Raw genomic sequence first — 23521 nt, forward strand, 5'->3', positions numbered from 1 at the left:
GCGCCTACTGCGCCGGGTAGCGGACCACGGTCGACGGTCCCTGCACGTCGGGCGTCACGGCGCTGCCGACGTCGTTCACGACGTGGTCGATCGTGCCGGCCTTGTTCAGGCTGACCGTGAGCACGTCGTGCAGCACGACGCCGGGCCGCTGCGGCACCTCGAAGGCCCGCGACGCGTGGAGCGTCGGGTCGACGTTCGTGTAGATGTACGACCCGCCGCCCCACAGCTCGTGCGTGCGGACGCGGTCGGCGACCTTGTAGGCCGCCCAGCCGAACGTGCGCCCGTGCCGCCACGCCGCCTGGTCCGGCGCGTCGTACGGCAGCTCGTTCTGGAAGAACACCGTGCGGCCGTGCTCGCCGTTCCAGATCACGTTGTAGCGCTGGAAGTGCTCGACGAAGAGGCCGGTCGCGGTCACGTGGTCGCCGTTCACGACGACGCCGGTCGCGGCCGTGTTCTTCGTCCACCCGACGCCCTCGCCGTGGTCGGCGCGCCAGGCCCAGATGTCGTCGAGCAGCACGTGGTCGCTGTTCACGACGAGGCTCGTCGTCGCGCGGCCGGCGTGCGGCCCGCCGATGCGGAAGAAGACGTCCTGCAACGCGGTGGGGTTGCTCGCGGCGCCGCGGACGTGCCGACCCGTACCGACCTGCAGCATTGCCTTCGCGTTCTTCGGGCCCGCGTCGACCATGATCCCGGCGATGTCCACGCCGGCCACGTCCCCGACCTTCAGCGGTACGGCGCCGCGGGCGGATGTGAGCGTCGCGACGCCGAGCCCGAGCACCACGGTGTTCGGGCGCCGCACCGTCAGCGTGCGGTCGATCGAGTAGACGCCGGGGGTCAGCAGGAGGTCCTTCCCGCGAGCGAGCTCCCGGTCGATGGTGCGGGCGGAGTCCTTCGGCGTGGCGATGAAGAAGCGGTCGAGCGCGACCGAGCGACCCGCCTGCTGCCCGCTCGTCCAGCTCGGTCCCGAGGAGTCCGTGCGGGCCGACGGCACGAAGACGCGCGCCTTTCCGCGCCCGTCGAGGTACAGGAACGGCTTCTCGCGGCTGACCGGGGTCGTCGCGAGCGTCGTGTACGGGTTCGTCGACGGGAAGTCCGTCGCCGGCGCGCCCTCGGTGCCGGAGAACACCTGGTTCCAGACGCCGTTCGACCAGCCGCCGATCGTGCTGTTGCGCGTGTAGAACTGCTGCTGCGAGCCGTTCACCGGCGTGCCGGCGAGCACGGAGTCGGCGACGAAACCGCCGCTCGCGTACTGCGGCCCGGCGGAGCAGTAGTCCATGAACGACGTGGTGCCGTTGACGACCACGCGGCGCATCGGGGACGCCTGCGACACGGCCCAGAACTCGGTGTTCGTGCTGCAGCCGCTCCCGCCGAGCGGGTTGATCGTCAGGTTCGACAGCGATCGCCAGAAGTTGTTCAGCGCGATGCAGCCGCTCGTCGCGTCGCACTGGTTCTGCACGTTCACGGCGCCGTTGATGACGACGTCCTTCGGGCTCGCGCCGAGGCCGGCGACCTCCGTGTAGTAGCCGACCTGGAAGACGAGCGGGTCGGCGGCGGTGCCGTAGGTGCCCGGCGCGAAGAGGACCGCGTCGCGCTCGGTGCCGAACTGGTTGCCGAGCTGCCGCTGCGCGATCGCGTCGAGCTGCGCCTGAACCTCGGCCTTCGGCATGTCGGGCGTGAACACGTGCACCGCGGCGCCGAGGTCGAGCGGCGCGGCGGTCGGCGGGGCGGCCGGGCTCGCGAGCGCCGCGGTCGGCGGCGATGCGAGGACGAGCAGGGCTGCGGCGCCGATGAGGAGGGCGGCACGTCGGCGACCCGTTCCTCCCCTCGGTGCGCGGACGGGTGGAACGGACGGAACGGGCATCATCGCCTCCGGATCGGTGGAACTCCGGCACCTCATCACCGTTCCTTGGGAACTCCTGAGGAACCCCGGCGCGTCGCCGGATTCCGTTTTGAAGGAGTTCTCGGCGCGCGGCGCGCAGAACTCCTTCAAAACGGAAGGGGCGCGGGTCAGATGGCGGTGAAGCCGCCGTCGACCGCGTACTGCGCGCCCGTCACGAACGAGGCCTGGTCCGAGAGCAGGAAGAGGACGACGTCCGCGGCCTCCTCCGGGGTGCCGAGCCGCCCCATCGGGTTCCGGGCCTTCAGCACCTCCCGCTGCTCCCGCGTCGTATGCGTCGGCAGCGCGGTGTCGACCCAGCCCGGGTGCACCGAGTTCACCCGGATGCCGTGCGATGCGTAGCCCGCTGCAGCGGCCTTCGTCAGGCCCGTCACGCCGTGCTTCGCCGCGGTGTACGCGAGCGAGTCCGCGTCGCCGACGAGCCCGAGCAGGCTCGACACGTTCACGATCGATCCGCCGCCGGACTCGATCATGGCCGCCGCCTCGGCGCGCATCCCGTAGAAGACGGCGTTCAGGTCGACCTCGATCGTGCGCCGCCAGTCGTCGACGCCGATCTCGTGGGCGAGGCCGTGCGGACCGGCGATGCCCGCGTTGTTCACCGCGAGGTGCAGGCCGCCGCGGCGCTCGACCGCCGTCGCGACGACCCGTTCGAGCGCGGTCGGGTCGGTGACGTCCTCGATGACCGGGATGAGCAGGCCGCCGCCGATCTCGATGCGGCGCTCGACGTTGTGCAGGCGGGTCTCGTCGATGTCGACGCCGACGACCACGGCCCCGTCGGCGGCGAGCCCCCGGGCGATCGCGGCGCCGATGCCGGACCCCGCCCCCGTGACGATCGCCACCCTGCCGTCGAACCTGCGCGCCATCCGGCCCTCCTCCTGCTCGCTGCGACGCTACGACGCGGGCCCTGCCGCCGGCCGTGCGTCCGCCGAACCGTCAGCCCGCCCGGAGGGCCGGGTAGTCCGGCAGTTCGAACTCGTCGGCGGGCGGCGAGACGGCGTGCGCCGCGAGCGCCTGCGCGGGCCGTGTGCCCGCGACGCGCAGCCCGCCGCGCAGCAGGGCGGTGCCGAGCCGGCTCGTCGGGTTCAGCAGTCGCGGGGTGCCGGGCGGGAGGTGCTGCCCGCGCTCCACCCAGGGGCGCATCGCCGCCTCGTAGGCCTCGAGGGCGCTGCGGTGGTCCTCCGCGGCGCTGAGCTCGCCGGCGAGCACGTACGCGCCGACGACCGCGAGGCTCGTGCCGATCCCGCTCACGGGCGACGCGCACCAGGCGGCGTCGCCGGTCAAGGCCACCCGGCCGCTGCTCCAGCGCGGCGCGTGCACCTGCCCGATCGCCTCGAAGTACAGGTCGTCGGCCTGCTCGAGCGCGTCGAGGATGCGGGGCGCCGCCCACCCCGTCGTGCCGAACCGCTCGCGGAGGTGCGCGATCTGCTCCTCGGCCGACCGGGCGTCGGTGCCGAACCGCTCGGTCGCCGCGTGCTCCTCCCGGTCCGCCGTGGTCTCGGAGAGGAGGGCGCGCGTCGTGCCGTGCCGGTCCGGGCGGAGGTTCACGCCGCCGCCCTCCACGACGCACCAGTCCCACCAGTCGGTGTCCTGATCCTCGCGGGGCAGCGTCAGCCAGGTCATGTCGAGGCCGAGCGAGCGGATCGTCACCTCGTCGCCGAAGGCGAGCCCCCGGGTGGTGGATCGGATGCCGTCCGCCGCGACGACGAGGTCGAACCGCTCCGCGCCGCCGTGCTCGAACGCGACGTCGACGCCGTCCGCGACCTCGGTCAGGCCCTTGATGCGGTCGCCCCAGCGGATCGCTGTGCGGTCGCCGAGGGCGTCGAGGAGGATCCGGGCCAGGTCGCCGCGGAGCACCTCCATCTCCGCCGTCGGCCCGTCCGTCTCCGAGCCCGACACCGGGAACTCCGCGAGCACGGCGCCGCGCTCGTCGAGGAAGCGCGTGCCCTGCTCGCCGGTCGACGCGGCGAGCACCGCGTCCTCGAGGCCCGCACGGCGCAGCACCTCGCGGGCGGCCCCGCGGACGTCGATGTTCTGCCCGCCCTCGCGGAACGCGGGCGACCGCTCGACGATCGTGGTGCGGAAGCCGGCGCGGTCCAGCCAGAACGCGAGCAGCGGCCCGGCGATGCTCGCGCCGGCGATCAGGACGTGACGGGCTGCCCGCATGCGGGGAGTCTCCCGCGCGGCGCATCGCAGGACGCCGGGAGCCTCGCGCTGCCGCGCCCGGTCCGCGAGGATGCGGCGCAGCGACCCGAAGGAGGCCCGCCGTGGCGACCCCGTCCGACCAGCCCGGCTGGCGACCCGACCCGGAGCGACCCGGCATGGTCCGGTGGTGGAACGGCCTCGGCTGGTCCGACGCGCGCCGCTCCGCCGACGAGGCGATCGACCGGGTGCGGGCGGCGGCGGGCGACGCGGCCCGCGGCAGCACCATCACCCCGCAGCAGGTGGCGCGCACGATGAACGACCGCCGCACGGAGCGGAACCCCGCGGCCGCGGGTGCGACGGCCCGCGCGGTCGGCGCGCTGAACCCGCTCGCGAACGCCGCGGTGCCCGTCGGCGTGATCGCCCTGCTGTTCGGCCTGTTCGGGGTGCTCCCCCTCGTCGGCGTCGTCCTGTCGATCGGCGGGCTCGTCCGCAGCCGCCGCCTCGCGAACGAAGGCGAGCGGCGCACCGGCTTCGGCCAGTCGATTGCCGGGCTCGTCCTGTCGCTGCTCGGGCTCGTCCGCTGGGTTCCGGTGCTGCTCGGGGCGCTGCCGCCGGGCGTCTTCGACTTCCTCGACTGACGGCCGGCCGCCGCCCCGCGATCAGGCCGGGTCGGTGCCCTGCTGCAGCGCGGCCTCGAGCCGGTCGAGCTTCCCCGTGATCTCCCCGGTGCGGCCCGGCCGGATGTCCGCCTTCAGCACGAGCGAGACGCGCGGCCCGAAGCGGCCGACCGCCTCGGTGGCGCGCTTGACGACGTCCATGACCTCGTCCCACTCGCCCTCGAGCTCGGTGAACATCGAGGAGGTGCGGTTCGGGAGGCCCGACTCCCGCACGACGCGCACCGCCGCCGCGACGGCGTCGTGCACGGATCCGTCCGGATCGTCGCCCCCGCTGGGTGCGACCGAGAACGCGACGAGCACGGCTCCTCCTCCCGGCCGCCCCCGGCGGAGCGGCCGGGAGGAGCGTGCCACCCGCGGCTGGGGCCGGGCCTCAGGGCAGGAGCACGACCTTGCCGCGCACCGTGCGGGACTCGGCGAGCCGCAGCGCCTCCGCGACCTGCTCGAGCGGGAAGCGGGCGGCGATCTCGGGCACGACCTCGCCCCGGGCGACGAGGTCGAGCACGGCCGCGAGGTCCTCGTGCTGCCGGCGCCGGAACGCCGCGGGGCGCAGCCGCTTGCCGCCCCAGAAGTCGTAGAAGGACGCCCGCCGCCCGTTCGGCAGCGCGTTCCAGAGCGCGATCTGCGCGAGGAACTCGGCGAAGACGCCGAGCACCGAGCGCTTCCCGTCGCGGTCCGCCGCCGTGCCGTAGGCGACCAGCGCGCCGCCGCGCCGCAGCAGGCGGAACGAGCGCCGCGCGCTCGTGATGCCGAGGTGGTCGAACACCGCGTCGACGCCGCCCGGGGCGAGGCGCCGGACCGCCGCGTCCCAGTCCTCCGCGCGGGAGTCGACCACCTCCGCGCCGAGGGCCCGGATCGCCTCGTGGTGCCGAACGGCCGCGGTGCCGATCACCCGCAGGCCGCGGGCGCGGGCGAGCTGGACGAGGACCGTGCCGACGCCGCCGCTCGCGCCGTGCACGAGCACGGTGCCGCCCGCCGGCACGCGAGCGGACCGGACGAGCATCTGCCAGGCGGTGATGCCGTTCACCACGACCGCCTCGGCGGCCTCCGGCTCGACCGCGTCCGGCACGGGCACGAGGTCCGCGACGTCGACCAGCGCGCGGGTCGCCCAGCCGCCGGTCTTCGTCGCGGCGGCGACCCGCCGGCCGATGAGGGCGGCGTCCTCCCCCGCGGCGACGCGCTCCACCCGGCCGACGAGGTCGTACCCCGGGACGAACGGGAAGGGCGGCTGGCCCGGGTACCGGCCGCGGCGCATGCTCTGCTCGGCGAAGGAGACACCGGCGGCCTCGACGCGGACGACCGCGCGACCCGGAGCGGGTGCGGGGACCTCGGCGCGCTCGATGCGCAGCCCTTCGGGCTCGACGAGACCGGGCAGGACGATGCGGATGTCGGACGTGGTGCTCATGGGACTTCCTCCGATGGTGACTGAGCGGTTACTCACTGGCGGGCAGCGGAACAGGGTCCGCTGCCCGAGGCGGATCAGTAGTGCCGGATGCCCGCGACGATCGACTCGGCCCACGGCCCGTCCCCGGCCTCCAGGCCCGTGGCGGTGATGAGGTGGCAGAGCTGCCCGTAGGCGATGAAGCGCTGGATCGCGGCCGGCTCCGCACCCGTGCGCTCGGTCGCGAACGCGGTCACGCGCTCGAGGCCGAGGCGCAGCGCGGCGGCGATCGCCGGCACGTCGACGGCGGACATCGCGTGGACCTGGAGCATCAGCAGGCTGCGGTCGGCGATGAGGCGGGCGTACGCCTCCCCCATCGCGTCGAGCAGCACGGCGGGGTCGTCCGACCGCGCCGCGTCCGCACCGGCGCGCAGCGCGTCGACCACGCGGACGAAGCAGCGCTCGAGGGCGGCGACGAAGAGCGACTCCTTGCCGGGGTAGAGCTTGAAGACGTAGGCGGTGGAGATGCCGGCGTGCTGCGCGACGTCGGCGACGGGCGTCGCCTGGTACCCGGAGCGGGCGAACACCGCGATCGCGCTGTCCACGACGGCGTGCCGCCGCTCGTCCGCGGTGCTGAGGGTGATCATCGTCTGCGCCATGTGAGTGACCGTACACTCACTGCGCGCGGTCCGCAACGGTCAGCCGCCGACCTCCGCCAGCCGACGGGCGAGGAAGGCCCGCTCGGGACCGGTGCGGGCCAGGACCAGCGCGGCTCGGTACGCGTCCGCGGCCGCCGCGGTCCGGCCGGCGCGGCGCAGGAGGTCCGCGCGGGCAGCCGGCAGGGTCGCGCCGAGGGGCCCGGGGGGCAGGTCCTCGAGCATCGCGAGCCCGGCGTCCGGCCCGTCCGCGAGGCCGACGGCGACCGCGTGCGCGAGGGCCAGGTGCGGCGAGGCGCTGAGCCGGCGGAGCGCCGCGTACTCCTCCGCGACGGCGGCGCGGTCGACCCGTCCCGACTCGCGGGCGCGGGCGTGCAGCGCGGCGATGCGCGCCTGGCGCAGGTGGAACCCGGGCTCCGCCGTGCGGCGCTCCGCCGCCGCGAGGGCCTCCTCCCCCGCGCGGATCGACTCGGGCGACCACCGGCCGCGGTCCTGCTCGTCGAGCGGCACGAGCTCGCCGGCCGGCCCCGTGCGCGCGGCGCGACGCGAGTCCTGGAAGCGCAGCAGCGCGAGGAGGCCGAGCACCTCCGGCTCGTCCGGCATCAGCCGGGCGAGCACCGTGGCGAGCCGGATCGCCTCGGCCGAGAGGTCGGGCCGGACGACCGCGGCGCCGCTGCTCGGCGCGTACCCCTCCGTGAAAAGCAGGTAGAGCACGGCGAGCACGCCGCCGAGCCGCTCCGGTAGCGCCGCGCCGCTCGGGACGCGGTACGGCACGCCCGCCCGCTGGATCTTCTGCCGCGCCCGCACGAGCCGCTTCGCGGTCGCCGCCTCGCTGGCGCCGAGGGCGTGCGCGATCTCCTCCACGGTCAGCCCGCAGAGCGTCCGCAGCGTCAGCGCGACCCGCGCCTCGAGCGCGAGCGCCGGGTGGCAGCACGTGAAGATCAGCCGCAGCCGGTCGTCCGGCACGTCGTCGGGCTCGATCGGGTCCACGTCGCCTCCCTCCTCCATCGCGGCCGCCTGCTCGGCCAGCACCGAGCGCTCCACCGCCCCGCGCCGCAGCCGGTCGAGCGCGCGGTTGCGCGCGACGGTCGTGAGCCACGCGCCCGGGCGCCGGGGCACGCCGTCGCGCTCCCACGCCGTCGCGGCCGCGGCGAACGCCTCCTGCGCGGCGTCCTCCGCGAGCGACCAGTCGCCGGTGGTGCGGACGAGGGAGGCGACGACGCGCCCCCACTCGTCCGCGAACGCCCGGGCGAGGGCGTCCCCGGTGCTCACGCCGGGAACGGCCGGACCTCGATCGCGCCGATGGTCGACGTCGGGTGCGCGGCGGCCAGCGCCAGCGCCTCGTCGAGGTCCGCGGCGCGGACGAGGTCGACGCCCGCGATCTGCTCCGCGAGCTCGGCGAACGGACCGCGGCTCACCAGCACCTCGCCGTCCCGCGCCCGCACCGACGCCGCGGTGCCGTCGTCCGCCTCGCGGAGTCGGGCGCCGCCGAGCGTGACGCCCTTGTCCTCCACCCGGCGCACCCACTCCGTCGGGTCGAGGCCCTCCGGCGCGATCGACCGGTACACGGCCGGGTCGGGCACGTGCAGGAACAGGTAGTCGCGGCCCTCGGTGCGCGTCGGCGGCAGCCCGCCCTCGCGGTCCGGCACGAAGTCGTTCCAGACCTCGCGGATCTCGAGCGCGCCGATGCGGGCGACCGGGTGGCGGGAGGCGTAGTCGACCGCGGTGCCGAGGTCGGGCGCCTCGAGCAGGTCGTACCCGGCGACGATCTCCTTCGTCTCGGCGAACGGGCCGTCGGAGAGCAGCACCTCGCCGTCCCGCACCCGCACGGTGGTGGCGGTCGCCGGCTCGTCGACCGGCCGTCCCTCGCGCCGCATCCCGGTGCGGGAGCCCTCCTCCACCCACGGCTCGACGTCGTCGATCTCGACCGTCCCCGCGAGGTCCGGGTCGACCCGGACCAGCATCACGTACTGCACAGCGATTCCTCCTGAGGTCCTCCGTACCGCGCCGGTGCGCGGTCTCGCAAGGACGACGAACGAGGACGCACCACGAGGACACCCGTGGGGAAGTTCTTCGCCGAGCCGGTGCGGCCGCGGCGCCTAGGCGCTGAGCCGCGGGTAGTCGGTGTAGCCCTCGGCGCCGTCGCTGTAGAAGTGCTCGGGCCGCGGCGCGTTCTCCGGGGCCTCGCGGCGCCAGCGCTCGACGAGGTCGGGGTTCGCGATCACCGCGCGGCCGACCGCCACGGCGTCCGCGTGCGCGCGCTCGAGCAGCGCGACCGCCTCCTCCCGGTCGGTCTGCCGGCCGAAGCCGCTATTGACGACGAGGCCGGCGTCGACGTGCCCGCGGAGCTCCTGGACGAGGGGGCCGGCCGGGTCCGCGTGGAGCACGGAGACGTAGGCGAGCCCGAGCGGCCGGATGCCGTCGAGCAGCGCGAGGTAGGTGGCGCGCGTCTCGTCCGCGTCGGTCTCCGCGACGTCCTGGATGTTGTGCGCGGGCGAGATGCGGATGCCGACGCGGCCGCCGCCGATCGCGGCCGACACCGCCTGCGCGACCTCGATCACGAAGCGGGCGCGCGCCTCCGGCGACCCGCCCCAGCCGTCCGTCCGCACGTTCGACGCCGGCGAGAGGAACTGGTGCAGCAGGTAGCCGTTCGCCGCGTGCAGCTCGACGCCGTCGAAACCCGCCCGGACCGCCCGCTGCGCGGCGGCGACGAACTCGTCGCGGACGACCGCGAGCTCCGCCTCGGTCAGGGCGTGCGGCTCGACGTGGCGGGCCTTGCCGTGCTGCGTGTGCACCTCGCCGTCGATCGCGACCGCGCTCGGGGCGAGGGTGCGGCCGGACTCGGTGAGGTCCGGGTGGGAGACGCGACCCGCGTGCATCAGCTGCATCGCGATCGTGCCGCCCTCGGCGTGCACGGCGTCGGCGACGCGGCGCCAGCCCGCCTCCTGCGCATCCGTCACGATGCCGGGCTGCCCGAAGTAGCCGCGGGAGTCGGCGCCGGGGTAGACGCCCTCGGTGATGATCAGCCCGACGGAGGCGCGCTGCGCGTAGTGCTCCGCGACCAGCGGACCGGGGACCCCCTCCGCGCCGGAGCGGACGCGCGTGAGCGGCGCCATCACCACCCGGTTCGCGAGGTGCAGGTCGCCGAGGTCGATCGGGCTGAAGAGGTCCATCGAGGTGCAGTCCTTCCGTGGCCGCGCGGCGCGACCCGGGAGGTCAACGACGCGGGCGGCGGCGCATTCCCGTCCTCGGCGGGAGCCGAGGAGGAGCCGTGGGCCTCCTGGGAGCCGGGAGCGGCGCGCCGCCGGTCGCCGGCGGCCGCGCGGAGATGGAGCCATGCACAGCGACACCGCTTCCGAGCCCCTCCTCGAGCACCACCTCGGCGACGTGCCCCTGGTCGCGATCGACGGCCGCGAGACCGTCGTGCACCTCGGCCGCACGAGCGCCGTCGGCGACTTCGACGTCCCCGGCGAGTTCGACCTCCCTCCCGTTGAGCCCGTCGTGCTGGTCGGCGAGGTCCCGTGGGAGCTCCGCGACGCCGACTGACCCCCGCTGCCGACCCGCGCTCCTTCACCACGCCGCTCCGTCCCCGCCTACCCCGCTGGGCCCGCCGCTCCGCTGGTCGAGGTGCGAGCGCAGCGAGCCTCGAGACCACACCCGGCACCCTCGACCACACCCCGCACTCGGCCGCGCGTCCTACGGTCGCCCGCGGAACCGATCGAAGGAGACGGAATTGCAGTACCGGGAACTCGGCCGCACCGGCCTGAAGGTGTCCGACATCGGCTACGGCGCCTGGGGCATCGGCGGCGCGGGCGGCGGCTGGGTCGGCGCGCAGGACGACGAGTCGCTGCGCGCCCTCGAGCGCTTCATCGAGCTCGGCGGGACCTTCATCGACACGGCGCGCGGCTACGGCCGCAGCGAGGAGCTGGTCGGGCAGGTCCTGAAGCGGCACGAGGGCGAGGGCCTGATCGTCGCGACGAAGGTGCCGCCGAAGAACGGCTCGTGGCCCGCGCGCCCCGGCACGCCGGTCGAGGAGGCGTTCCCCGGCGACCACATCCGCGCCAGCCTCGAGACGAGCCTGGCGGCGAGCGGGCTCGACGCCTTCGACGTCGTCCAGTTCCACGTCTGGAGCGACGAGTGGGTCGGGAAGGGCGACTGGCTGGAGACGGTGCAGGCGCTGAAAGCGGAGGGGAAGCTGCGCCACTTCGGCGTCTCCATCAACGACTACGAGCCGGAGAACGCGCTCGAGCTGATCCGCTCCGGCGTCGTCGAGACCGTGCAGGTCATCTACAACGTCTTCCACCAGCAGCCGGAGGAGCAGCTGCTCGCCGCCTGCCAGGAGCACGGCGTCGGCGTCATCGTGCGCGTCGCGCTCGACGAGGGCGGCCTGACCGGCCGGATCACGAAGGACACGACGTTCGAGGAGGGCGACTTCCGGAACCACTTCTTCAAGGACGACCGCCCCGCGCAGGTCGAGCAGCGCGTGCAGGCCCTCGCGGACGACCTCGGCATCGCCGTCGACGACGTCCCCGATGTCGCGATCCGCTACGTGCTCTCCTCCCCCGCGGTGTCGACGGTCATCGCCGGGATGCGGACCGTGCGCAACGTCGAGCGGAACGCGGCGACGAGCGACCGCGACGCCCTCCCGGAGGCGCAGCTCGCGAAGCTCACGGCCCACCGCTGGGAGCGCAACTGGTACCGCGACGAGTGACCCCGACTTTGCTCACGCTTCTGGACGCCGGATCGTCGACGCGGCGTCCAGAAGCGTGAGCAAAGTGGGCCTGAACCGCTAGCCGTTCACCGTCAGCCGCGGCCGAGGAGCCGGGAGAGGAAGCCGCGGGGCTTGGGAGCGTCCGCGGGCCCCTCGGGCGCGGTGCTCGGCTGCGGCTCCGGAGCGGGCAGCTCGTCGGCGGGCGCATCATCGGCGGGCGGCTCGGTCGCGCGGGGCGGCTCGACCTCCGCCCGCATCCGGACCAGGCGGTGCTGCGCGTCGAACTGCACGACGAGCTCGCCGTCGCTGAGGTCGAAGGCGAGCGTCTCGCCGCCGGGCGCCGCGTCCGCGTCCGGCTCCGCGGCGCGGACCGGCACGCCGCGCTGCCCGGCCCACGCGCGCATCGCGGCGCGGTGGTCGATCAGCTGCACCGAGTCGAGCGTCACGCGCACCGCCTCCATGGTCCGGAACACGGTCGGGGCGGGCAGCTCGAGCGACGGGTGCTCGATCAGCATCCAGATCCGGGTGCCGCCGCCGACGGGCGCCGAGTAGTGCGCGGTGATGCCGGTGACCGCCTTCGCGGCGATGGTGAGCCGCAGGGGCAGCCCGGGGGCGAGCGGCAGCTCGGCCGTCGTCAGCTCCGGGGCGTCGGCCGTGTCGCGCACGGAGGCGGCGCGGGCGAAGAACGCGTCGGGGAAGCCGTTCGCGTTCACCCAGCCCCACAGCCAGGTGCCCGGCCCCGGCGCGGCGGAGCCGAGGAGGTGCGCGCGGCAGTCGAGCGTCGCGCCGTCGGGCGCCGTGAAGGTGAACCGCTGGGTGGCCGCGTCGACGCCCCAGCTGTCGTGCTCGTGCAGGTCGGCGACGTGCCCCTGCTGCTCGGTCGAGAGGATCGCGGCCTCGTCGACGAGCGCCGCGAACTCCGGCGACTCGGTCGCGCCCGGCGCGAGGTACCCCTCCGTGAGCTCCGTCTCGGTGAATCCGCCGTCGGCCATGCGCCGCACGGTAGCGGCTGCGGCCGCGCGGCGACTCCGAGGACGTACCGTCGGTGCGTGCTGCAGAACCGGTACGGCGACCGCACCTTCCCCATCCGCACGCGCTGGTCGGACCTCCGCGCCATCCGACTGACGATGCGGGCGTCGGACCCGAACCGCGCGGCGCTGCGCGGGGTGCTGTGGGTGCTGCCCGCGCTCGTCGTGCTCGCGGTCATGGTCCCCGCCTTCGACGTCTTCGGGCCGTCCACCTCCGGCCCGGAGGACGTCGGCTTCCTGATCAGCCTCGGGGTCTTCGTCGTGCTCGCCGCGGCGGGCATCGTCGTCGGATCGCTGTTCGACCGGCGCATCCCGCGGCGGGAGCAGGAGGCGTACTGGCGCCTGTCGGGCATCGGGCCGGTCACGGACCGGCAGCAGCAGCTGCTCGCGCTCGACGCGCAGTCCGACTACGCGATCGGCGGCTGGAACTCGACGCTCGACTACGGGCCCGCCGCGCACCGCCTCCCGGTCGCCGAGCGGTCGCGCCCGTCCCGCCGCGGGCCCCGTCCCCGCTTCGTCAGCATGCCGCTGTTCGCGACCGCGGACCTGCGCGCCCGGCTCGACAACGACCAGCACATCGCGAGCGGCCGTGACACGGAGCTGTTCGTCGCGGACGCGCTCGGCGACGCGAGCCTCAGCGCTCGCTTCCACGCGGTCCTCCACGGCGAGCAGGGCGAGCGGATGCTCGGCCGCCTCAGCTCGCTGACCGGGCTCAGCGAGTGGGACCTCCGCGAGCTCGACGAGCCGCTCGGCGGGCGCCCGCCCCTGCTGCTGTGGGGCGCGGACAGCCAGCGCGTCATCAGCATCGTCCGCATGGCGCACCTCGCGGACCACGTCGACGCGTCGACGGCGTGGCGGCTCATCGAGCGCGCCGCGGAGCCCGCGGAGGGGCTGTTCGGCTCCTGGGACGCGTACTGGGCGAACGTCCGGATCGGCGTCGCGTTCTTCAGCGACCGGCTCGAGGCGGTGCAGGCGTTCGACGACTCGCTCGCGGGCCTCCGCGGCAGCGCCTGGCCGGCCGCGCGGGTGCCGTTCCCCTCCCGCCCGGTCCCGGCCTGGCTGCCCCGGTTCGAGGGCACGGAGGGGCGCCCGATCGACGAGCGCTGAGACGCGCGCCGCTCCCGGGACCTGAGCGCGCGTCCACCCGCACGGCGGATACTGCGCGCATGTCGATGGCCGAGCCGCTGATGCCCCACCCCGAGGACCCGGACACCGCGTTCGACGAGCGCGACGCCCCCGTCCCCGAGGAGCACGGCGAGCCCGCCGAGGCGGACGAGACGCTCACGAGCGCCGGTCGCGCCCGCCGCGACCGCGGTCCCGCCGCCGACTGAGCACCCGCGAGGACGAGCGGGCGATCGGGCAGCGGAGGATCGGGAGGCGCGCATGGCGGCGACGGAGCCGGAGCGCGAGGACGCGGTCCTCGACGCGCTGCGCCGGCGCCTCTACCGACCGGACGCCACCGACGCGGACCTCCGCGAGTACCTCGCCGAGCGCGGAGCCGCTGCGCCCGCTCCCGCGCCCGAGCAGGAGGCCGCGGAGCCGGCGCTCCGGCCTTCGCGCCGAGCACCGCTGATCCTCGCCGGCGTCGTCGCGGCGGTGGTGGCCGCGGTCGTCGTCGGCGCGGTCGGGCTCCGGCAGGCCGGTGACACGGTGCGGTCCGCGGTGCCGACGGCGGAGGCGTCCTCGGCGCCGAGCGTCGGGCCGACCGAGGCCGTCGTGGACGTCGGCGACGGCCAGGTCCTGACGCTCGACGGCGTCGCGCCGACCCGGATCGCGGTCGGCACGACGGTCCGCGACCGCCGGGTCATCGGCAGGCGGTTCGAGGGACGCGGCAACGCGGTCGTGCGGCTCGACCCGCCGGTCGGCGCGTGGGACGGCGGCCGCGTCTCGGTCCAGATGACGTCGAACGGCCCGTCGCCGGTCGCGTGGCGCGCGCTGCTGCGCGTGACCCGCACCGACTGGACCACCTACCCCGTCGTGCTCGCGCGCGGCCTCGTGCCCGAGCAGTCCGGCGCGGCCGTGCCGAGCACGTTCCTCTACCCGCGGAACCCGCCGACCGAGATCGCGGTCGCCGCCGGCCGCGACGTGCCGTGGACGCTCGTCGTCGGCATCGCGGGCGGCCTGCAGCCCGCCTCGCCCTGACCTCGCGCGGCGACCGGAACCCGCGTCAGAACGTCCCCCCTCGGCGCCACGCCATCTCCTGCAGCAGCAGGCCGTTGCCGTCCGGGTCCTGGAACCCCGCGTAGCGCACGCCGCCGCCCACGTCGACCACCCCGCCGACCTCGACGCCGCGAGCGAGCAGATCGGCGCGCGTCGCCGCGAGGTCCTCGACCACCAGGTGCAGGTTCGCGGCGGGGCTCGCGGCGTCGTAGACCGGGATGCCCGCTCCGAACCCGAGCGAGCACGCGCTGCCGGGCGGCGTCACCTGCACGACCCGCACGCCGGGCGCCGGCTGCACGTCGACGTCGCCGTGCCAGCCGAGCGTCTCGAGGTAGAAGGCCTTCGCGCGGTCGACGTCGGCGACCGGGATCACGACGAGCTCGAGCTTCATCTCCATGGGGCGTCCTCTCTCCTGCGCCGAGCGTGCCGCACGGGGACGACGAACGGGAGCGCCGCGCGAGGACACCGTTGCCGATCCGGCTCGGCTCCGCGAGGCTGGGGGCGTCGAGAACGACGAGCGGAGGTCGCGGTGCGCAGGTACGTCGTGTCGGTGTGCACGTCGATCGACGGCTACCAGGAGGGGGTCGCGGGCGACCTGTCGGTGATGCCGTTCGACGACGGCTTCAGCCGGCACAACATCGAGCTGCTGCGCGCGGCGTCGACGGTGCTGCACGGCGGCCGCACCTACGACGGCGGCGCCTACTGGGCGCGTGTGCTCGAGGACGATGCGCAGCCGCCGGTCGAGCAGGACATCGCGCGGATCAACCTCGATCTCGAGCACGTCGTCGTGTCCGACTCGCTCGAGGTCGACCCGTCCTGGCCCTGGGCGGCGATCACCCGGATCGTGCGCCGAGCCGATGCGCAGGACGAGCTGCGGCGGCTGAAGGCGGGCGACGGCGGCGACGTCGTCACCTACGGCAGCGCGACGACGTGGAGCCCGCTGCTCGAGGCCGGCCTCGTCGACGAGCTCGACGTGCTGATCGGCCCCGCGGTGCTCGGCGACGGCGGCAAGCTCTTCTCCGGCTCCCGCGTCCCGCTGCGCCTGCTCGACGTCGCCGTGGTACCCGACTCGCAGCTGGTCCGCCTCCGCTACGACGCCCGCCCCTGACCGGTCCCGCTCCGCCCACCCCGCACCCTGTGCGCCCGTTGCGCCGGGCGCCCCGCGGTGCCACAGTGCTCCCGATCGTGATCGGGAGACGGGAGGTGAGACTCATGGACGCAGTTCAGCTGGGCGCTCCCCCGCAGCCCACGATCCGGCGACCCGCGTAGTCGCCGCAGGGAGCGCCCGTCCCGCATCTCGCGAAGGGCACTCCCATGCGCACCACCTCCTCGACCACCTCCTCCACGTCCTCCCCGACCCCGTCCCGAGCGCTCGTCCTCGGCGGCGGCGGCTCCGCCGGCAACGCCTGGCTGATCGGGGTGCTCGCCGGGCTCGCCGACGCCGGTCTCGACGTGACCGACGCCGACCTCGTCGTCGGCACCTCCGCCGGCGCCACCGCCGCCGTGCAGATCGTGAACGAACCGCTGCCGGATCTGCTGTCGGCGATCCTCGACGGGCAGCCCGCTCCCCCGCCGGCAACCACGTCGGCGGCGAACGCGACCCGGCCGCGCGGCCCGGAGTCGGACCTGCTCGAGCGGACCGCCCGGGTCATCGCGGCGTCCTCGGACGCCGCCGACATGCGCCGTCGCATCGGCGCGCTCTTCCTCGAGCTCGCGGACCCCTCGGACGGCATCAGCCCGAACCCGAGCACCGAGCGGTGGCGGGGCGTCGTCGCCGCCCGCCTGCCCGGTCACCGCTGGCCCGCGACGCGGGTCCTCCTCACCGCCGTCGACGCGACGACCGGCGAGCAGATCGTCTTCGACCGCGACAGCGGCGTCGACCTCGTGGACGCCGTCGCGGCGAGCACCTCCGGCGGCGCCGCCTACCGGGTCGGCGACCGCTGGTGCATCGACGGCGGCTACCGGCGCAACGAGAACGCCGACCTCGCCGCCGGTGCCGCGCGGGTACTCGTCCTGTCGCCGTTCAGCGGCCGCACGCGGCACCCGCTCGCCTGGGGCATGCAGCTCGCCGCGCAGGTCGAGGAGCTCCGGGCCGCCGGCAGCCGGATCGAGACGATCATCCCGGACGCCGATGCGGCAGCCGCGTTCGGCGGCGGGATGATGGACCCGGCCGCCCGTCCGCCGGCGGCGCGCGCCGGCTTCGCGCAGGGGCGGCGGGAGGCCGAGCGGCTCGCGCCGTTCTGGCGCGGCTGAGCCGCCGCGCGGCACCCGAACTGGGCGGCGCCCCGCACCCGGTGGAGAAATACCCTGATCGCTCGGCGCTTCGCGGGTCCGCGCGCGCCGGCGGTTCGGGGGGATCGATTCGATGGGCAGGATGCTGACGCGCGCGATCGGCGGCGTCACCGCCGCGCTCCTGCTCGGCGCCGCGGGCGTGCTCGTCACGCCGGACGCCGGGAGCGGCTCGGCCCTGCCGAGCGGCGACGCGGCGATGCGGTCCATGGCCGTCGTCCGGCCCGCGGCCACCTCGACCTCGGGCCCCTACGGCCTCCACCCGGCGGACATCGCCGACGCCTACGGGCTCACCGGCGGCGTCGTCGGGGCGACCGTGGCGGTCGTCATCCCGTACGACACCCCGACGCTCGAGTCCGACCTCGCCGTCTACCGCTCGCGCCTCGGGCTGCCCGCCTGCACGACGGCGAACGGCTGCTTCCAGAAGGTCGACCAGAACGGCGGGACCTCGTACCCGACCACGGACGTGGACTGGAGCACGGAGGCGAGCCTCGACGTCGACGCCGTGTCCGCCGCGTGCCCGGCCTGCCGCATCCTCGTGGTCGAGGCCGCGAACAACGGCACGATCGCGCTCGGCACCGCCGTGAACCGCGCAGCGACGATGGGCGCCGCCGCCGTCTCGATGTCGTGGGGCGGCTCGGAGACCAGCTCGTCCGGCTACTGGCAGAGCCGTTTCTTCACCCACCCCGGCGTCGCGCTCGTCGCGGCGACCGGGGACGACGGCTACCAGCCCGCGAGCTTCCCCGCGTCCCTGAGCACGGTGATCGCCGTCGGCGGCACCACGCTCAGCTCGACCTCGGCGTCCGGCGCCGCGCGGCAGGACTCCGGCGCCCGCGGGGCGATCCGGGTCTCGAACGGCGACGCCTCCGCGGCGTCCGCGCTGACCGCGCCGCAGGAGCACCTCGTGGCCCTCGCTCGCGCGAAGGCGGAGCTCGCGAAGGCGACGACCCGGTCGGCCTCGGCCGCGAAGTCCGCCGCCTCGGCGAAGCGCGCCGCGGCGACCGCGCAGAAGCGCCTCACCACGGCGCGCACCGCGCTGAAGAAGGCCGTCTCGCGGGCGAAGCACCACCCCTCCGCCACCGCGCGGCACGCGGTGAAGAAGGCGAAGGCGACCGCCTCCGCGCGGCAGAAGGCCGCGCGGAAGGCCGCTTCGACCGCTGCCGCCCGGAAGCGGACCGCGACCACGGCCGCGAAGGCGGTCCGCACGCTCACGGCGGCGGTCGCGGCGGCGCAGGCCGTCGTCGACCAGGACCGGAAGACGGCCGCCGACCCGATCGCGGACCCGCCGGTCGTCGCGAACCCGCCCGCCACCACGGCCCCGCCCGCACCGCCCGCACCCGCCCTCCCGACGGTCCGCAGCACCTGGATGGAGACGGCGTGGAGCGGCGCCGGCTCCGGCTGCTCCACGGCCACCGCGAAGCCGGCCTGGCAGACGGACAGCGCCTGCGCCGGCCGCACGGTCGCGGACCTCGCGGCGGACGCCGATCCGCAGACCGGCATCGCCGTCTACGACACCTTCGGCACGATCGCCGCCGGGTACACCGACGACGGCTGGATGGTCGCCGGCGGCACGTCGCTCGCCGCACCGCTCGTCGCGGGCATGCTCGTGCGCTCCGGCCACGCGGCCGACTACTCGGACGCGAGCCGCCTCTACGCGCGGGCCGGCTCGTTCTGGGACGTCACCGCGGGCGCGAACGGCGTCTGCGGCGGCTCGGTGGTCTGCACCGCGGCGCCCGGCTACGACGGCCCGACCGGCGTCGGCACCCCGAAGAGCCTCGACAGCTTCTGACCCGCTCGTCCCGGTCCGCTAGCGCCGCGCGAGCTCCGCGAGGCGCTCGACGCGGCGCGCGGTCTCCGCGTCCGCGGGCAGGTGCGCGACCAGGCGGAGGCCCTGCCGCGGCTGCAGCCAGGTCGTGACGACGTCGAAGCGCAGCCGGCCGACGTGCGGGCTGATGTAGACCTTGCGGCCCGTCCTCGGCTCGAGCACGTCCTGCCGCTGCCACAGCTCCGCGAACCGCGGGGACGCGGCGGTGAGGCGACGCACGAGGTCGTCGCGCTGCCGCCGGTCGGCGTCGGCGCCGCGCTGCGACCGCAGCTGGGCGGCCATCCGCGCGGTCACCTCCTCCCAGTCCGGCATCGCCGCCTGCCAGGCGACGTCGGTGAAGGCGAGCCACATCGTGTTCCGGTCGGCGGGCGGGAGCCGGTCGAGGTCGGTGACGAGGCGGCCGAAGGCGGGGTTGTGCGCCAGCACGTCGTACCGCCCGTTCTGCACGTACGCCGGAGCCGGGTCGAGGCGCTCGAGCAGCAGGCGCACGCCCGCGTCGACCTCCGCGGCCGCGGGCGCGGTCGGCGCTCCGAAGCCGCCGAGCTCGAGCAGGTGCGCCCGCTCGTCGGCGTCGAGCCGCAGGACGCGGGCCACCGCGGTCAGCACCTGCTCGGAGGCGCGGATGTCCCGCCCCTGCTCGAGCCACGTGTACCAGGTGACGCCCACGCCGGCGAGCTGCGCGACCTCCTCCCGCCGCAGGCCCGGCGTGCGCCGCCGACCACCGGCCGGCAGACCGACGTCCTCCGGCGCGATGCGGGCGCGGCGCGACCGGAGGAAGTCGCCGAGGTCGCGCCGGGAGTCGCTCACCGCTCCAGTCTGGCCCCGGGCGGGCCGGCGAGCCGGGTGCTGCTGGTACCAGGATGCGCCGGCTCCTGGTACCAGGATCGGGAGGCGTCGACGCTGACGGCATGACCATCGCGCTGCGACCGGAGCGGCAGCAGGAGGCGACGGGCCTGGGCGCCCTCGGCCTCCTCGTGCTGCTCGTCGGCCCGTTCCTCGCCAACCTCGACCTCTTCATCACCAACGTCGCGCTGCCGAGCATCGCCCGCGACCTCGCCGCCTCCCCCGCGCAGCTCGAGCTGGTCGCGGCCGGCTACGGGGTCGCCTACGCGCTGCTGCTCGTCCCCGCGGGGCGGCTCGGCGACCGGTTCGGCCGCCGCCGGCTGCTCGCGGTCGGTCTCGCCGCCTTCACGACGACGTCCCTGCTCGCCGGCCTCGCGCCGACCGCGGGCCTGCTGATCGCCGCGCGGGTGCTCCAGGGCGCGGCCGCCGCGCTGCTCGCGCCGCAGGTGCTGGCGACCGTGCAGACCGTGCTCACCGGGCACGCCCGGGCCCGCGCCGTGGGGCGCTACGCGGTCGCGGGCGGCCTGTCCGCGGTCACCGGCCAGCTCGTCGGCGGCCTCCTGATTCAGGCCGACGTGCTCGGCGTCGGCTGGCGCGCGGTGTTCCTGGTGAACCTGCCGTTCGGGATCGCCGCCCTCCTCCTGCTGCGCCGCTCGGTGCCGGAGACGCGCTCGCCCGCCGCGTCGGGCCTCGACCCGCTCGGCGTCGCGCTGCTCGCGGTCGCGCTCGTCGGCCTGCTCCTGCCGCTGACGGAGGGGCCGGCGCTCGGCTGGCCGTGGTGGTGCGTCGCGCTGCTCGTCGCCGTGGTCCCCGCGATCGCCGTGCTCGTCGCGGTCGAGCGCCGGGCGGAGCGGGCGGGCCGCCTCCCCCTTCTGCCACCGTCGCTGCTGCGCGTCCCCTCCATGCGCCGCGGCCTGCCGGTCCTGGTCGTCTTCTTCACCGCGGTCGGCGCGTTCCTCTTCGGGTTCGCGCTCACGACGCAGGAGGTGCTGGGGCTCGACCCGCTGCAGTCGGGCCTGGCGATCACGCCCGTCACCGTCGTCTACGTGCTCGTCTCGTTCGCGGTCCCCGGGCTGCTGCGCCGGTTCGGCCGCGGCGTGCTCGTCGCCGGCGGGCTGCTGCAGGGCGCCGCCTTCGCCGTGCTCGCGGCGCTGCTCGTCGCGGGCGTCCACGCGCTGCCGCTGGTGCTGCCCGCGCTCGCGCTCGGCGGCCTCGGGCAGGCGCTCGGCGTCGGGGCGATCTTCCGCATCGTGCTGTCCGGCGTGCCCGGGCACCTCGCCGGGGTCGGCGGCGGCGTGATGGTCACCGCGCAGCAGACGGCGCTCGCCCTCGGCGTCGCGGTCCTCGGCTCCGTGTTCACCGCGCTGCTGCCGGTCGACCCGCTGCTCGCGATCGGCGTGCTCGGCGCCGCTCTCGTGGTCACGCAGGTCGTCACCGCGGCGGCCGCCGCCGCGCTGCCCCGGCTGCCCCGGCTGCCGGAGCGCTGAGCACGCGGCGGACGTCCGACCCCCTCCCGTACGCTCAGGATCTCGGCCGGGGTGCTCGGGAGGCGATCGGGTGGGTGCACCGCAGGAGGTCATCGCGGAGCGCTACCGCCTCGAGCGCCGCATCGCGGCCGGCGGCATGGGCGTCGTGTGGGAGGCCCGCGACGAGCTGCTGCAGCGCACGGTCGCGGTCAAGCAGCTGCGCCTGATCGCCGGCTTCTCGGAGGAGGAGGCGGAGCTCGCGAAGCAGCGGGCGATGCGGGAGGCGCGCATCACCGCCCGCCTCCACCACCCGCACGCGGTGCCCGTGTTCGACGCGGTGGAGCACGACGGCGAGCCCTGCCTCGTGATGCAGTACGTGCCCTCGGAGCCGCTGTCCGCCCTGATCCGCCGCCGCGCCCCGCTGCCCGCCGGTGAGGTGGCGCGGATCGGCGCCGAGGTCGCTTCCGCGCTGGCCGCGGCGCACGCGCTCGGGATCGTCCACCGCGACGTGAAGCCGGGCAACATCCTGATCGCCGACGCGGACGGCACCGCGCTGCTCAGCGACTTCGGCATCTCGCACGCGACCGGCGACGCGACCCTCACCTCGACGGGCTTCGTGCACGGCACGCCCGCGTACCTCGCCCCGGAGGTCGCCCGCGGCGAGGACTCGACGCCCGCCTCCGACGTCTTCTCCCTCGGCTCGACGCTGTACGCGGCGTCGGAGGGGCGCGCGCCGTTCGGCGAGGAGCCGAACTCGATCGCCGTGCTGCACCGCGTCGCCTCCGGCGGGTTCCAGGCGCCGAAGGAGAGCGGCCCGCTCGGCCCGCTGCTGCTGCAGATGATGGCGTCCGACCCGGCCGACCGCCCGACGATGGCGCAGGTCGCCCGCCGGCTCGCGGCCGTGCAGGCGGAGGCGGACGACGTGCCCGTGCCGACCCTCCCCCTCGTCTCGGATGCGGAGCCGGACGTCGACGCGGAGGACGACCCGGACCAGCCGACCGCGTGGGTGCCCGTGCCGGAGGAGCACACCGCGACCCTCGTCGTGGAGCCCGCCGCGGCGAGCACCGCGGGCGCACCGACCCGCCCCGCACCGACGGTGACCGCGCCCGAGCCCCTGGCCCCCGCGGCCGCGGAGCCCGTCGCCGCCGAGCCGGCCGCGCCCGAGCCGGTCCTCGCTGGGCCGCCGCCGGCAGAGCTCGGCCCGGAGGACGAGGAGGCCCGGCCGCGCCGCCGCCGCGGCCTCGCTGTGCTCATCGCCGCCGTCGCGGTGGTGCTCGTCGCGCTCGGCGGGTTCGGCCTGCTGCGCGCCGTGCAGTCGGGCGACGGGCCGGCGCCGACCCGGTCTGCACCGGCCGCCGCCGCGACGCGCACGCCCGCCGCGAGCCCGAGCCGCGCGCCGTCGTCGGCCGCGCCCTCCCCCTCCGTCACGGCCAGCCCGAGCGCGACGCCGAGCCCGACCTCGACCCCGTCGAGCCCGAGCAGCAGCCCGACGCCGACCGCGACGAGCGCCCCGGCGGCCGGGGCGGCCACGCCGGTCGCCGCGATCCGGCGCTACTACTCGCTCGTGCCCGGGAACACCGCCGCGGCGTGGCAGCTGCTGACGGCCGGCTACCAGCAGAACCACGCCGGCGGCCGCGCGTCCTACGACGAGTTCTGGCGGCCGGTCCGCTCCATCAGCGCGACGGACGTGCGGTCGATCGGATCCGACGCGGTCGAGGCGACCCTGACCTACCGCCGCAGCGACGGCAGCGTCACCGTCGAGGACACGACGTTCCGGCTCGTCCGCGACGGCGGCGTGCTCAAGATCGCCGACTCGGATGTCGTCAGCAGCCGCTGAGGCGGGGCCGATCGGGGCTCAGTACTCGCCCTTGATGACGAAGTAGGAGCCGCGGATCGTGCCCGCGAGCTTCGACCGCTGCCGCGCGAACTTGAACGCGCCGAGTTCCTCCGGCACCTCCATGCCGTCGGAGAGCTTGAAGCCGACCGCGCGCTTGCCGCCCTCGGCGAGGGTCCACAGCACGTTGATCGACAGGCCGCTCTCGGAGAAGACGTAGTCCCAGCGGACGCCGTCGACCTCGAACGTCGTCGCCTCGAGCGGCGGCGACGCGATGACGATGCCCCGCTCCTCGCGGAGGATCCGGGCGACCCGGTCGATCGTCTCCCCCGCCTGGGCGGCGGGCAGCGTGGTGAACGCGTGCTCGTACTTGTTCGCGAAGTAGCGCGCCTCGTTCGCGCGCAGCCCCGCGAGCGCGTCGACGACGGGCGACGACTCCAGGCCGACGGGCGACACGTCGACGTAATCCACGGCGTAGGACACTCGGGCTCCTCCTGCTCGATCCGCTGCCGACGGTACCGACCGGAGGGCGCCCGCGACGCATGCGGGCGCGCATCGAGCAGGAACGGAGAACCCGCACCCGCTCCCGGGGCCGTCCGCTGCAGATCCGCCCGT

24 protein-coding genes are annotated in these 23521 nt (G+C 75.6%); 11 read left to right on the forward strand and 13 right to left on the reverse strand.

All coding sequences use genetic code 11. The features are described from left to right. Positions 1–4 precede the first annotated feature (4 nt). The 3 genes from D1781_RS09710 to D1781_RS09720 all read right to left on the reverse strand — a co-directional run bounded on the left by D1781_RS09710 (position 5) and on the right by D1781_RS09720 (position 4060). Positions 5–1861 (reverse strand): glycosyl hydrolase family 28-related protein, encoded by a 1857-nt coding sequence (locus D1781_RS09710; RefSeq protein ID WP_119483167.1) that lies wholly within the window; start codon positions 1859–1861, stop codon positions 5–7. 146 nt (positions 1862–2007) lie between these two features. Continuing rightward, positions 2008–2760, reverse strand: coding sequence for an SDR family NAD(P)-dependent oxidoreductase (locus D1781_RS09715; protein ID WP_119482116.1), 753 nt, complete (start codon positions 2758–2760; stop codon positions 2008–2010). A 70-nt stretch (positions 2761–2830) separates the two neighbouring features. Then, complete coding sequence (locus D1781_RS09720; RefSeq protein WP_119482117.1) at positions 2831–4060, reverse strand: FAD-dependent monooxygenase; 1230 nt, start codon at positions 4058–4060, stop codon at positions 2831–2833. Between the two features lie 101 nt (positions 4061–4161). Here D1781_RS09720 and D1781_RS09725 point away from each other — a divergent pair, with 101 nt between their 5' ends. Further along, a complete protein-coding gene (locus tag D1781_RS09725; protein ID WP_158590053.1) occupies positions 4162–4677 on the forward strand; it encodes a DUF2510 domain-containing protein in 516 nt (171 codons plus the stop codon). A gap of 21 nt (positions 4678–4698) precedes the next feature. Here D1781_RS09725 and D1781_RS09730 read toward each other — a convergent pair whose 3' ends face one another. The 6 genes from D1781_RS09730 to D1781_RS09755 form a co-directional block, all read right to left on the reverse strand. Then, positions 4699–5016, reverse strand: a complete 318-nt coding sequence (locus D1781_RS09730; protein WP_119482119.1) for a thiamine-binding protein — start codon at positions 5014–5016, stop codon at positions 4699–4701. A gap of 70 nt (positions 5017–5086) precedes the next feature. Beyond that, on the reverse strand, positions 5087–6118 hold the full coding sequence (locus D1781_RS09735) for a medium chain dehydrogenase/reductase family protein (protein WP_119482120.1): 1032 nt from the start codon (positions 6116–6118) through the stop codon (positions 5087–5089). A gap of 74 nt (positions 6119–6192) precedes the next feature. Further along, positions 6193–6753, reverse strand: coding sequence for a TetR/AcrR family transcriptional regulator (locus D1781_RS09740; protein ID WP_119482121.1), 561 nt, complete (start codon positions 6751–6753; stop codon positions 6193–6195). Between the two features lie 39 nt (positions 6754–6792). Further along, positions 6793–8022 carry an RNA polymerase sigma factor gene (locus D1781_RS09745; RefSeq protein WP_119482122.1) on the reverse strand — a complete coding sequence of 410 codons (1230 nt, stop codon included), beginning with the start codon at positions 8020–8022 and terminating at the stop codon, positions 6793–6795. Beyond that, on the reverse strand, positions 8019–8726 hold the full coding sequence (locus D1781_RS17905; RefSeq protein ID WP_119482123.1) for a YciI family protein: 708 nt from the start codon (positions 8724–8726) through the stop codon (positions 8019–8021). Before D1781_RS17905 ends, D1781_RS09745 begins: the two co-directional genes overlap by 4 nt. A gap of 123 nt (positions 8727–8849) precedes the next feature. Further along, positions 8850–9923, reverse strand: a complete 1074-nt coding sequence (locus D1781_RS09755; protein WP_119482124.1) for an alkene reductase — start codon at positions 9921–9923, stop codon at positions 8850–8852. A 163-nt stretch (positions 9924–10086) separates the two neighbouring features. On the opposite strand from D1781_RS09755, the gene D1781_RS09760 reads away from it, so the two are divergent. Together D1781_RS09760 and D1781_RS09765 are read left to right on the forward strand one after the other, a co-directional pair. Continuing rightward, positions 10087–10296, forward strand: a complete 210-nt coding sequence (locus tag D1781_RS09760) for a hypothetical protein (protein ID WP_119482125.1) — start codon at positions 10087–10089, stop codon at positions 10294–10296. Positions 10297–10483: 187 nt separating this feature from the next. After that, positions 10484–11461: an aldo/keto reductase gene (locus tag D1781_RS09765; protein WP_119482126.1), complete on the forward strand. Its 978-nt coding sequence runs from the start codon at positions 10484–10486 to the stop codon at positions 11459–11461. 92 nt (positions 11462–11553) lie between these two features. Here the strand turns inward: D1781_RS09765 and D1781_RS17525 are convergent, their stop codons facing one another. Beyond that, entirely contained in the window at positions 11554–12453 is a 900-nt protein-coding gene (locus D1781_RS17525; RefSeq protein ID WP_158590054.1) for a DUF6882 domain-containing protein, read from the reverse strand. Positions 12454–12510: 57 nt separating this feature from the next. Between D1781_RS17525 and D1781_RS09775 the strand changes: the two genes are divergently transcribed. Genes D1781_RS09775 through D1781_RS09780 form a run of 3 tightly spaced genes read left to right on the forward strand, consistent with a single transcriptional unit; the run spans position 12511 to position 14631 of the window. Then, positions 12511–13596 (forward strand): DUF1266 domain-containing protein, encoded by a 1086-nt coding sequence (locus tag D1781_RS09775; RefSeq protein WP_119482127.1) that lies wholly within the window; start codon positions 12511–12513, stop codon positions 13594–13596. A 59-nt stretch (positions 13597–13655) separates the two neighbouring features. Next, positions 13656–13820 carry a hypothetical protein gene (locus tag D1781_RS17530; RefSeq protein WP_158590055.1) on the forward strand — a complete coding sequence of 55 codons (165 nt, stop codon included), beginning with the start codon at positions 13656–13658 and terminating at the stop codon, positions 13818–13820. A gap of 52 nt (positions 13821–13872) precedes the next feature. After that, positions 13873–14631 carry a hypothetical protein gene (locus D1781_RS09780; RefSeq protein ID WP_119482128.1) on the forward strand — a complete coding sequence of 253 codons (759 nt, stop codon included), beginning with the start codon at positions 13873–13875 and terminating at the stop codon, positions 14629–14631. 25 nt (positions 14632–14656) lie between these two features. Here D1781_RS09780 and D1781_RS09785 read toward each other — a convergent pair whose 3' ends face one another. Further along, positions 14657–15046 carry a VOC family protein gene (locus D1781_RS09785; protein WP_119483168.1) on the reverse strand — a complete coding sequence of 130 codons (390 nt, stop codon included), beginning with the start codon at positions 15044–15046 and terminating at the stop codon, positions 14657–14659. Between the two features lie 132 nt (positions 15047–15178). Here D1781_RS09785 and D1781_RS17535 point away from each other — a divergent pair, with 132 nt between their 5' ends. The 3 genes from D1781_RS17535 (at position 15179) to D1781_RS17540 (ending at position 18727) form a co-directional block, all read left to right on the forward strand. Further along, the gene (locus tag D1781_RS17535; RefSeq protein WP_158590056.1) at positions 15179–15757 is read left to right on the forward strand and encodes a dihydrofolate reductase family protein; all 579 of its coding nucleotides are present in this window, start codon (positions 15179–15181) and stop codon (positions 15755–15757) included. Positions 15758–15963: 206 nt separating this feature from the next. Then, complete coding sequence (locus D1781_RS09795) at positions 15964–16902, forward strand: patatin-like phospholipase family protein (RefSeq protein ID WP_119482130.1); 939 nt, start codon at positions 15964–15966, stop codon at positions 16900–16902. 121 nt (positions 16903–17023) lie between these two features. Next, positions 17024–18727, forward strand: coding sequence for a S8/S53 family peptidase (locus tag D1781_RS17540; protein ID WP_158590057.1), 1704 nt, complete (start codon positions 17024–17026; stop codon positions 18725–18727). 18 nt (positions 18728–18745) lie between these two features. Here the strand turns inward: D1781_RS17540 and D1781_RS09805 are convergent, their stop codons facing one another. Further along, positions 18746–19570 carry a helix-turn-helix transcriptional regulator gene (locus tag D1781_RS09805; RefSeq protein WP_119482131.1) on the reverse strand — a complete coding sequence of 275 codons (825 nt, stop codon included), beginning with the start codon at positions 19568–19570 and terminating at the stop codon, positions 18746–18748. Between the two features lie 101 nt (positions 19571–19671). Here D1781_RS09805 and D1781_RS09810 point away from each other — a divergent pair, with 101 nt between their 5' ends. Both D1781_RS09810 and D1781_RS09815 read left to right on the forward strand, forming a co-directional pair. Further along, positions 19672–21093 carry an MFS transporter gene (locus tag D1781_RS09810; RefSeq protein WP_119482132.1) on the forward strand — a complete coding sequence of 474 codons (1422 nt, stop codon included), beginning with the start codon at positions 19672–19674 and terminating at the stop codon, positions 21091–21093. A gap of 70 nt (positions 21094–21163) precedes the next feature. Continuing rightward, a complete protein-coding gene (locus D1781_RS09815; protein ID WP_199706546.1) occupies positions 21164–22909 on the forward strand; it encodes a serine/threonine-protein kinase in 1746 nt (581 codons plus the stop codon). 18 nt (positions 22910–22927) lie between these two features. Here D1781_RS09815 and D1781_RS09820 read toward each other — a convergent pair whose 3' ends face one another. Further along, on the reverse strand, positions 22928–23389 hold the full coding sequence (locus D1781_RS09820) for a phage tail protein (RefSeq protein ID WP_119482133.1): 462 nt from the start codon (positions 23387–23389) through the stop codon (positions 22928–22930). Positions 23390–23521: the final 132 nt, after the last annotated feature.

It is taken from the genome of Amnibacterium setariae, from assembly GCF_003581425.1.
Lineage (GTDB): Bacteria > Actinomycetota > Actinomycetes > Actinomycetales > Microbacteriaceae > Amnibacterium > Amnibacterium setariae.

What these genes read in the sequence shown, in the direction of transcription:
- D1781_RS09795 (WP_119482130.1), top strand. Translation starts at nt 15,964, where the DNA reads ATGCGCACCACCTCCTCGACCACCTCCTCCACGTCCTCCCCGACCCCG.
- D1781_RS09740 (WP_119482121.1), bottom strand. Translation starts at nt 6,753, where the DNA reads ATGGCGCAGACGATGATCACCCTCAGCACCGCGGACGAGCGGCGGCAC.
- D1781_RS17540 (WP_158590057.1), top strand. Translation starts at nt 17,024, where the DNA reads ATGCTGACGCGCGCGATCGGCGGCGTCACCGCCGCGCTCCTGCTCGGC.
- D1781_RS09755 (WP_119482124.1), bottom strand. Translation starts at nt 9,923, where the DNA reads ATGGACCTCTTCAGCCCGATCGACCTCGGCGACCTGCACCTCGCGAAC.
- D1781_RS09810 (WP_119482132.1), top strand. Translation starts at nt 19,672, where the DNA reads ATGACCATCGCGCTGCGACCGGAGCGGCAGCAGGAGGCGACGGGCCTG.
- D1781_RS17525 (WP_158590054.1), bottom strand. Translation starts at nt 12,453, where the DNA reads ATGGCCGACGGCGGATTCACCGAGACGGAGCTCACGGAGGGGTACCTC.
- D1781_RS09785 (WP_119483168.1), bottom strand. Translation starts at nt 15,046, where the DNA reads ATGGAGATGAAGCTCGAGCTCGTCGTGATCCCGGTCGCCGACGTCGAC.
- D1781_RS09735 (WP_119482120.1), bottom strand. Translation starts at nt 6,118, where the DNA reads ATGAGCACCACGTCCGACATCCGCATCGTCCTGCCCGGTCTCGTCGAG.
- D1781_RS09780 (WP_119482128.1), top strand. Translation starts at nt 13,873, where the DNA reads ATGGCGGCGACGGAGCCGGAGCGCGAGGACGCGGTCCTCGACGCGCTG.
- D1781_RS09720 (WP_119482117.1), bottom strand. Translation starts at nt 4,060, where the DNA reads ATGCGGGCAGCCCGTCACGTCCTGATCGCCGGCGCGAGCATCGCCGGG.
- D1781_RS17530 (WP_158590055.1), top strand. Translation starts at nt 13,656, where the DNA reads ATGTCGATGGCCGAGCCGCTGATGCCCCACCCCGAGGACCCGGACACC.
- D1781_RS09760 (WP_119482125.1), top strand. Translation starts at nt 10,087, where the DNA reads ATGCACAGCGACACCGCTTCCGAGCCCCTCCTCGAGCACCACCTCGGC.
- D1781_RS09715 (WP_119482116.1), bottom strand. Translation starts at nt 2,760, where the DNA reads ATGGCGCGCAGGTTCGACGGCAGGGTGGCGATCGTCACGGGGGCGGGG.
- D1781_RS09710 (WP_119483167.1), bottom strand. Translation starts at nt 1,861, where the DNA reads ATGCCCGTTCCGTCCGTTCCACCCGTCCGCGCACCGAGGGGAGGAACG.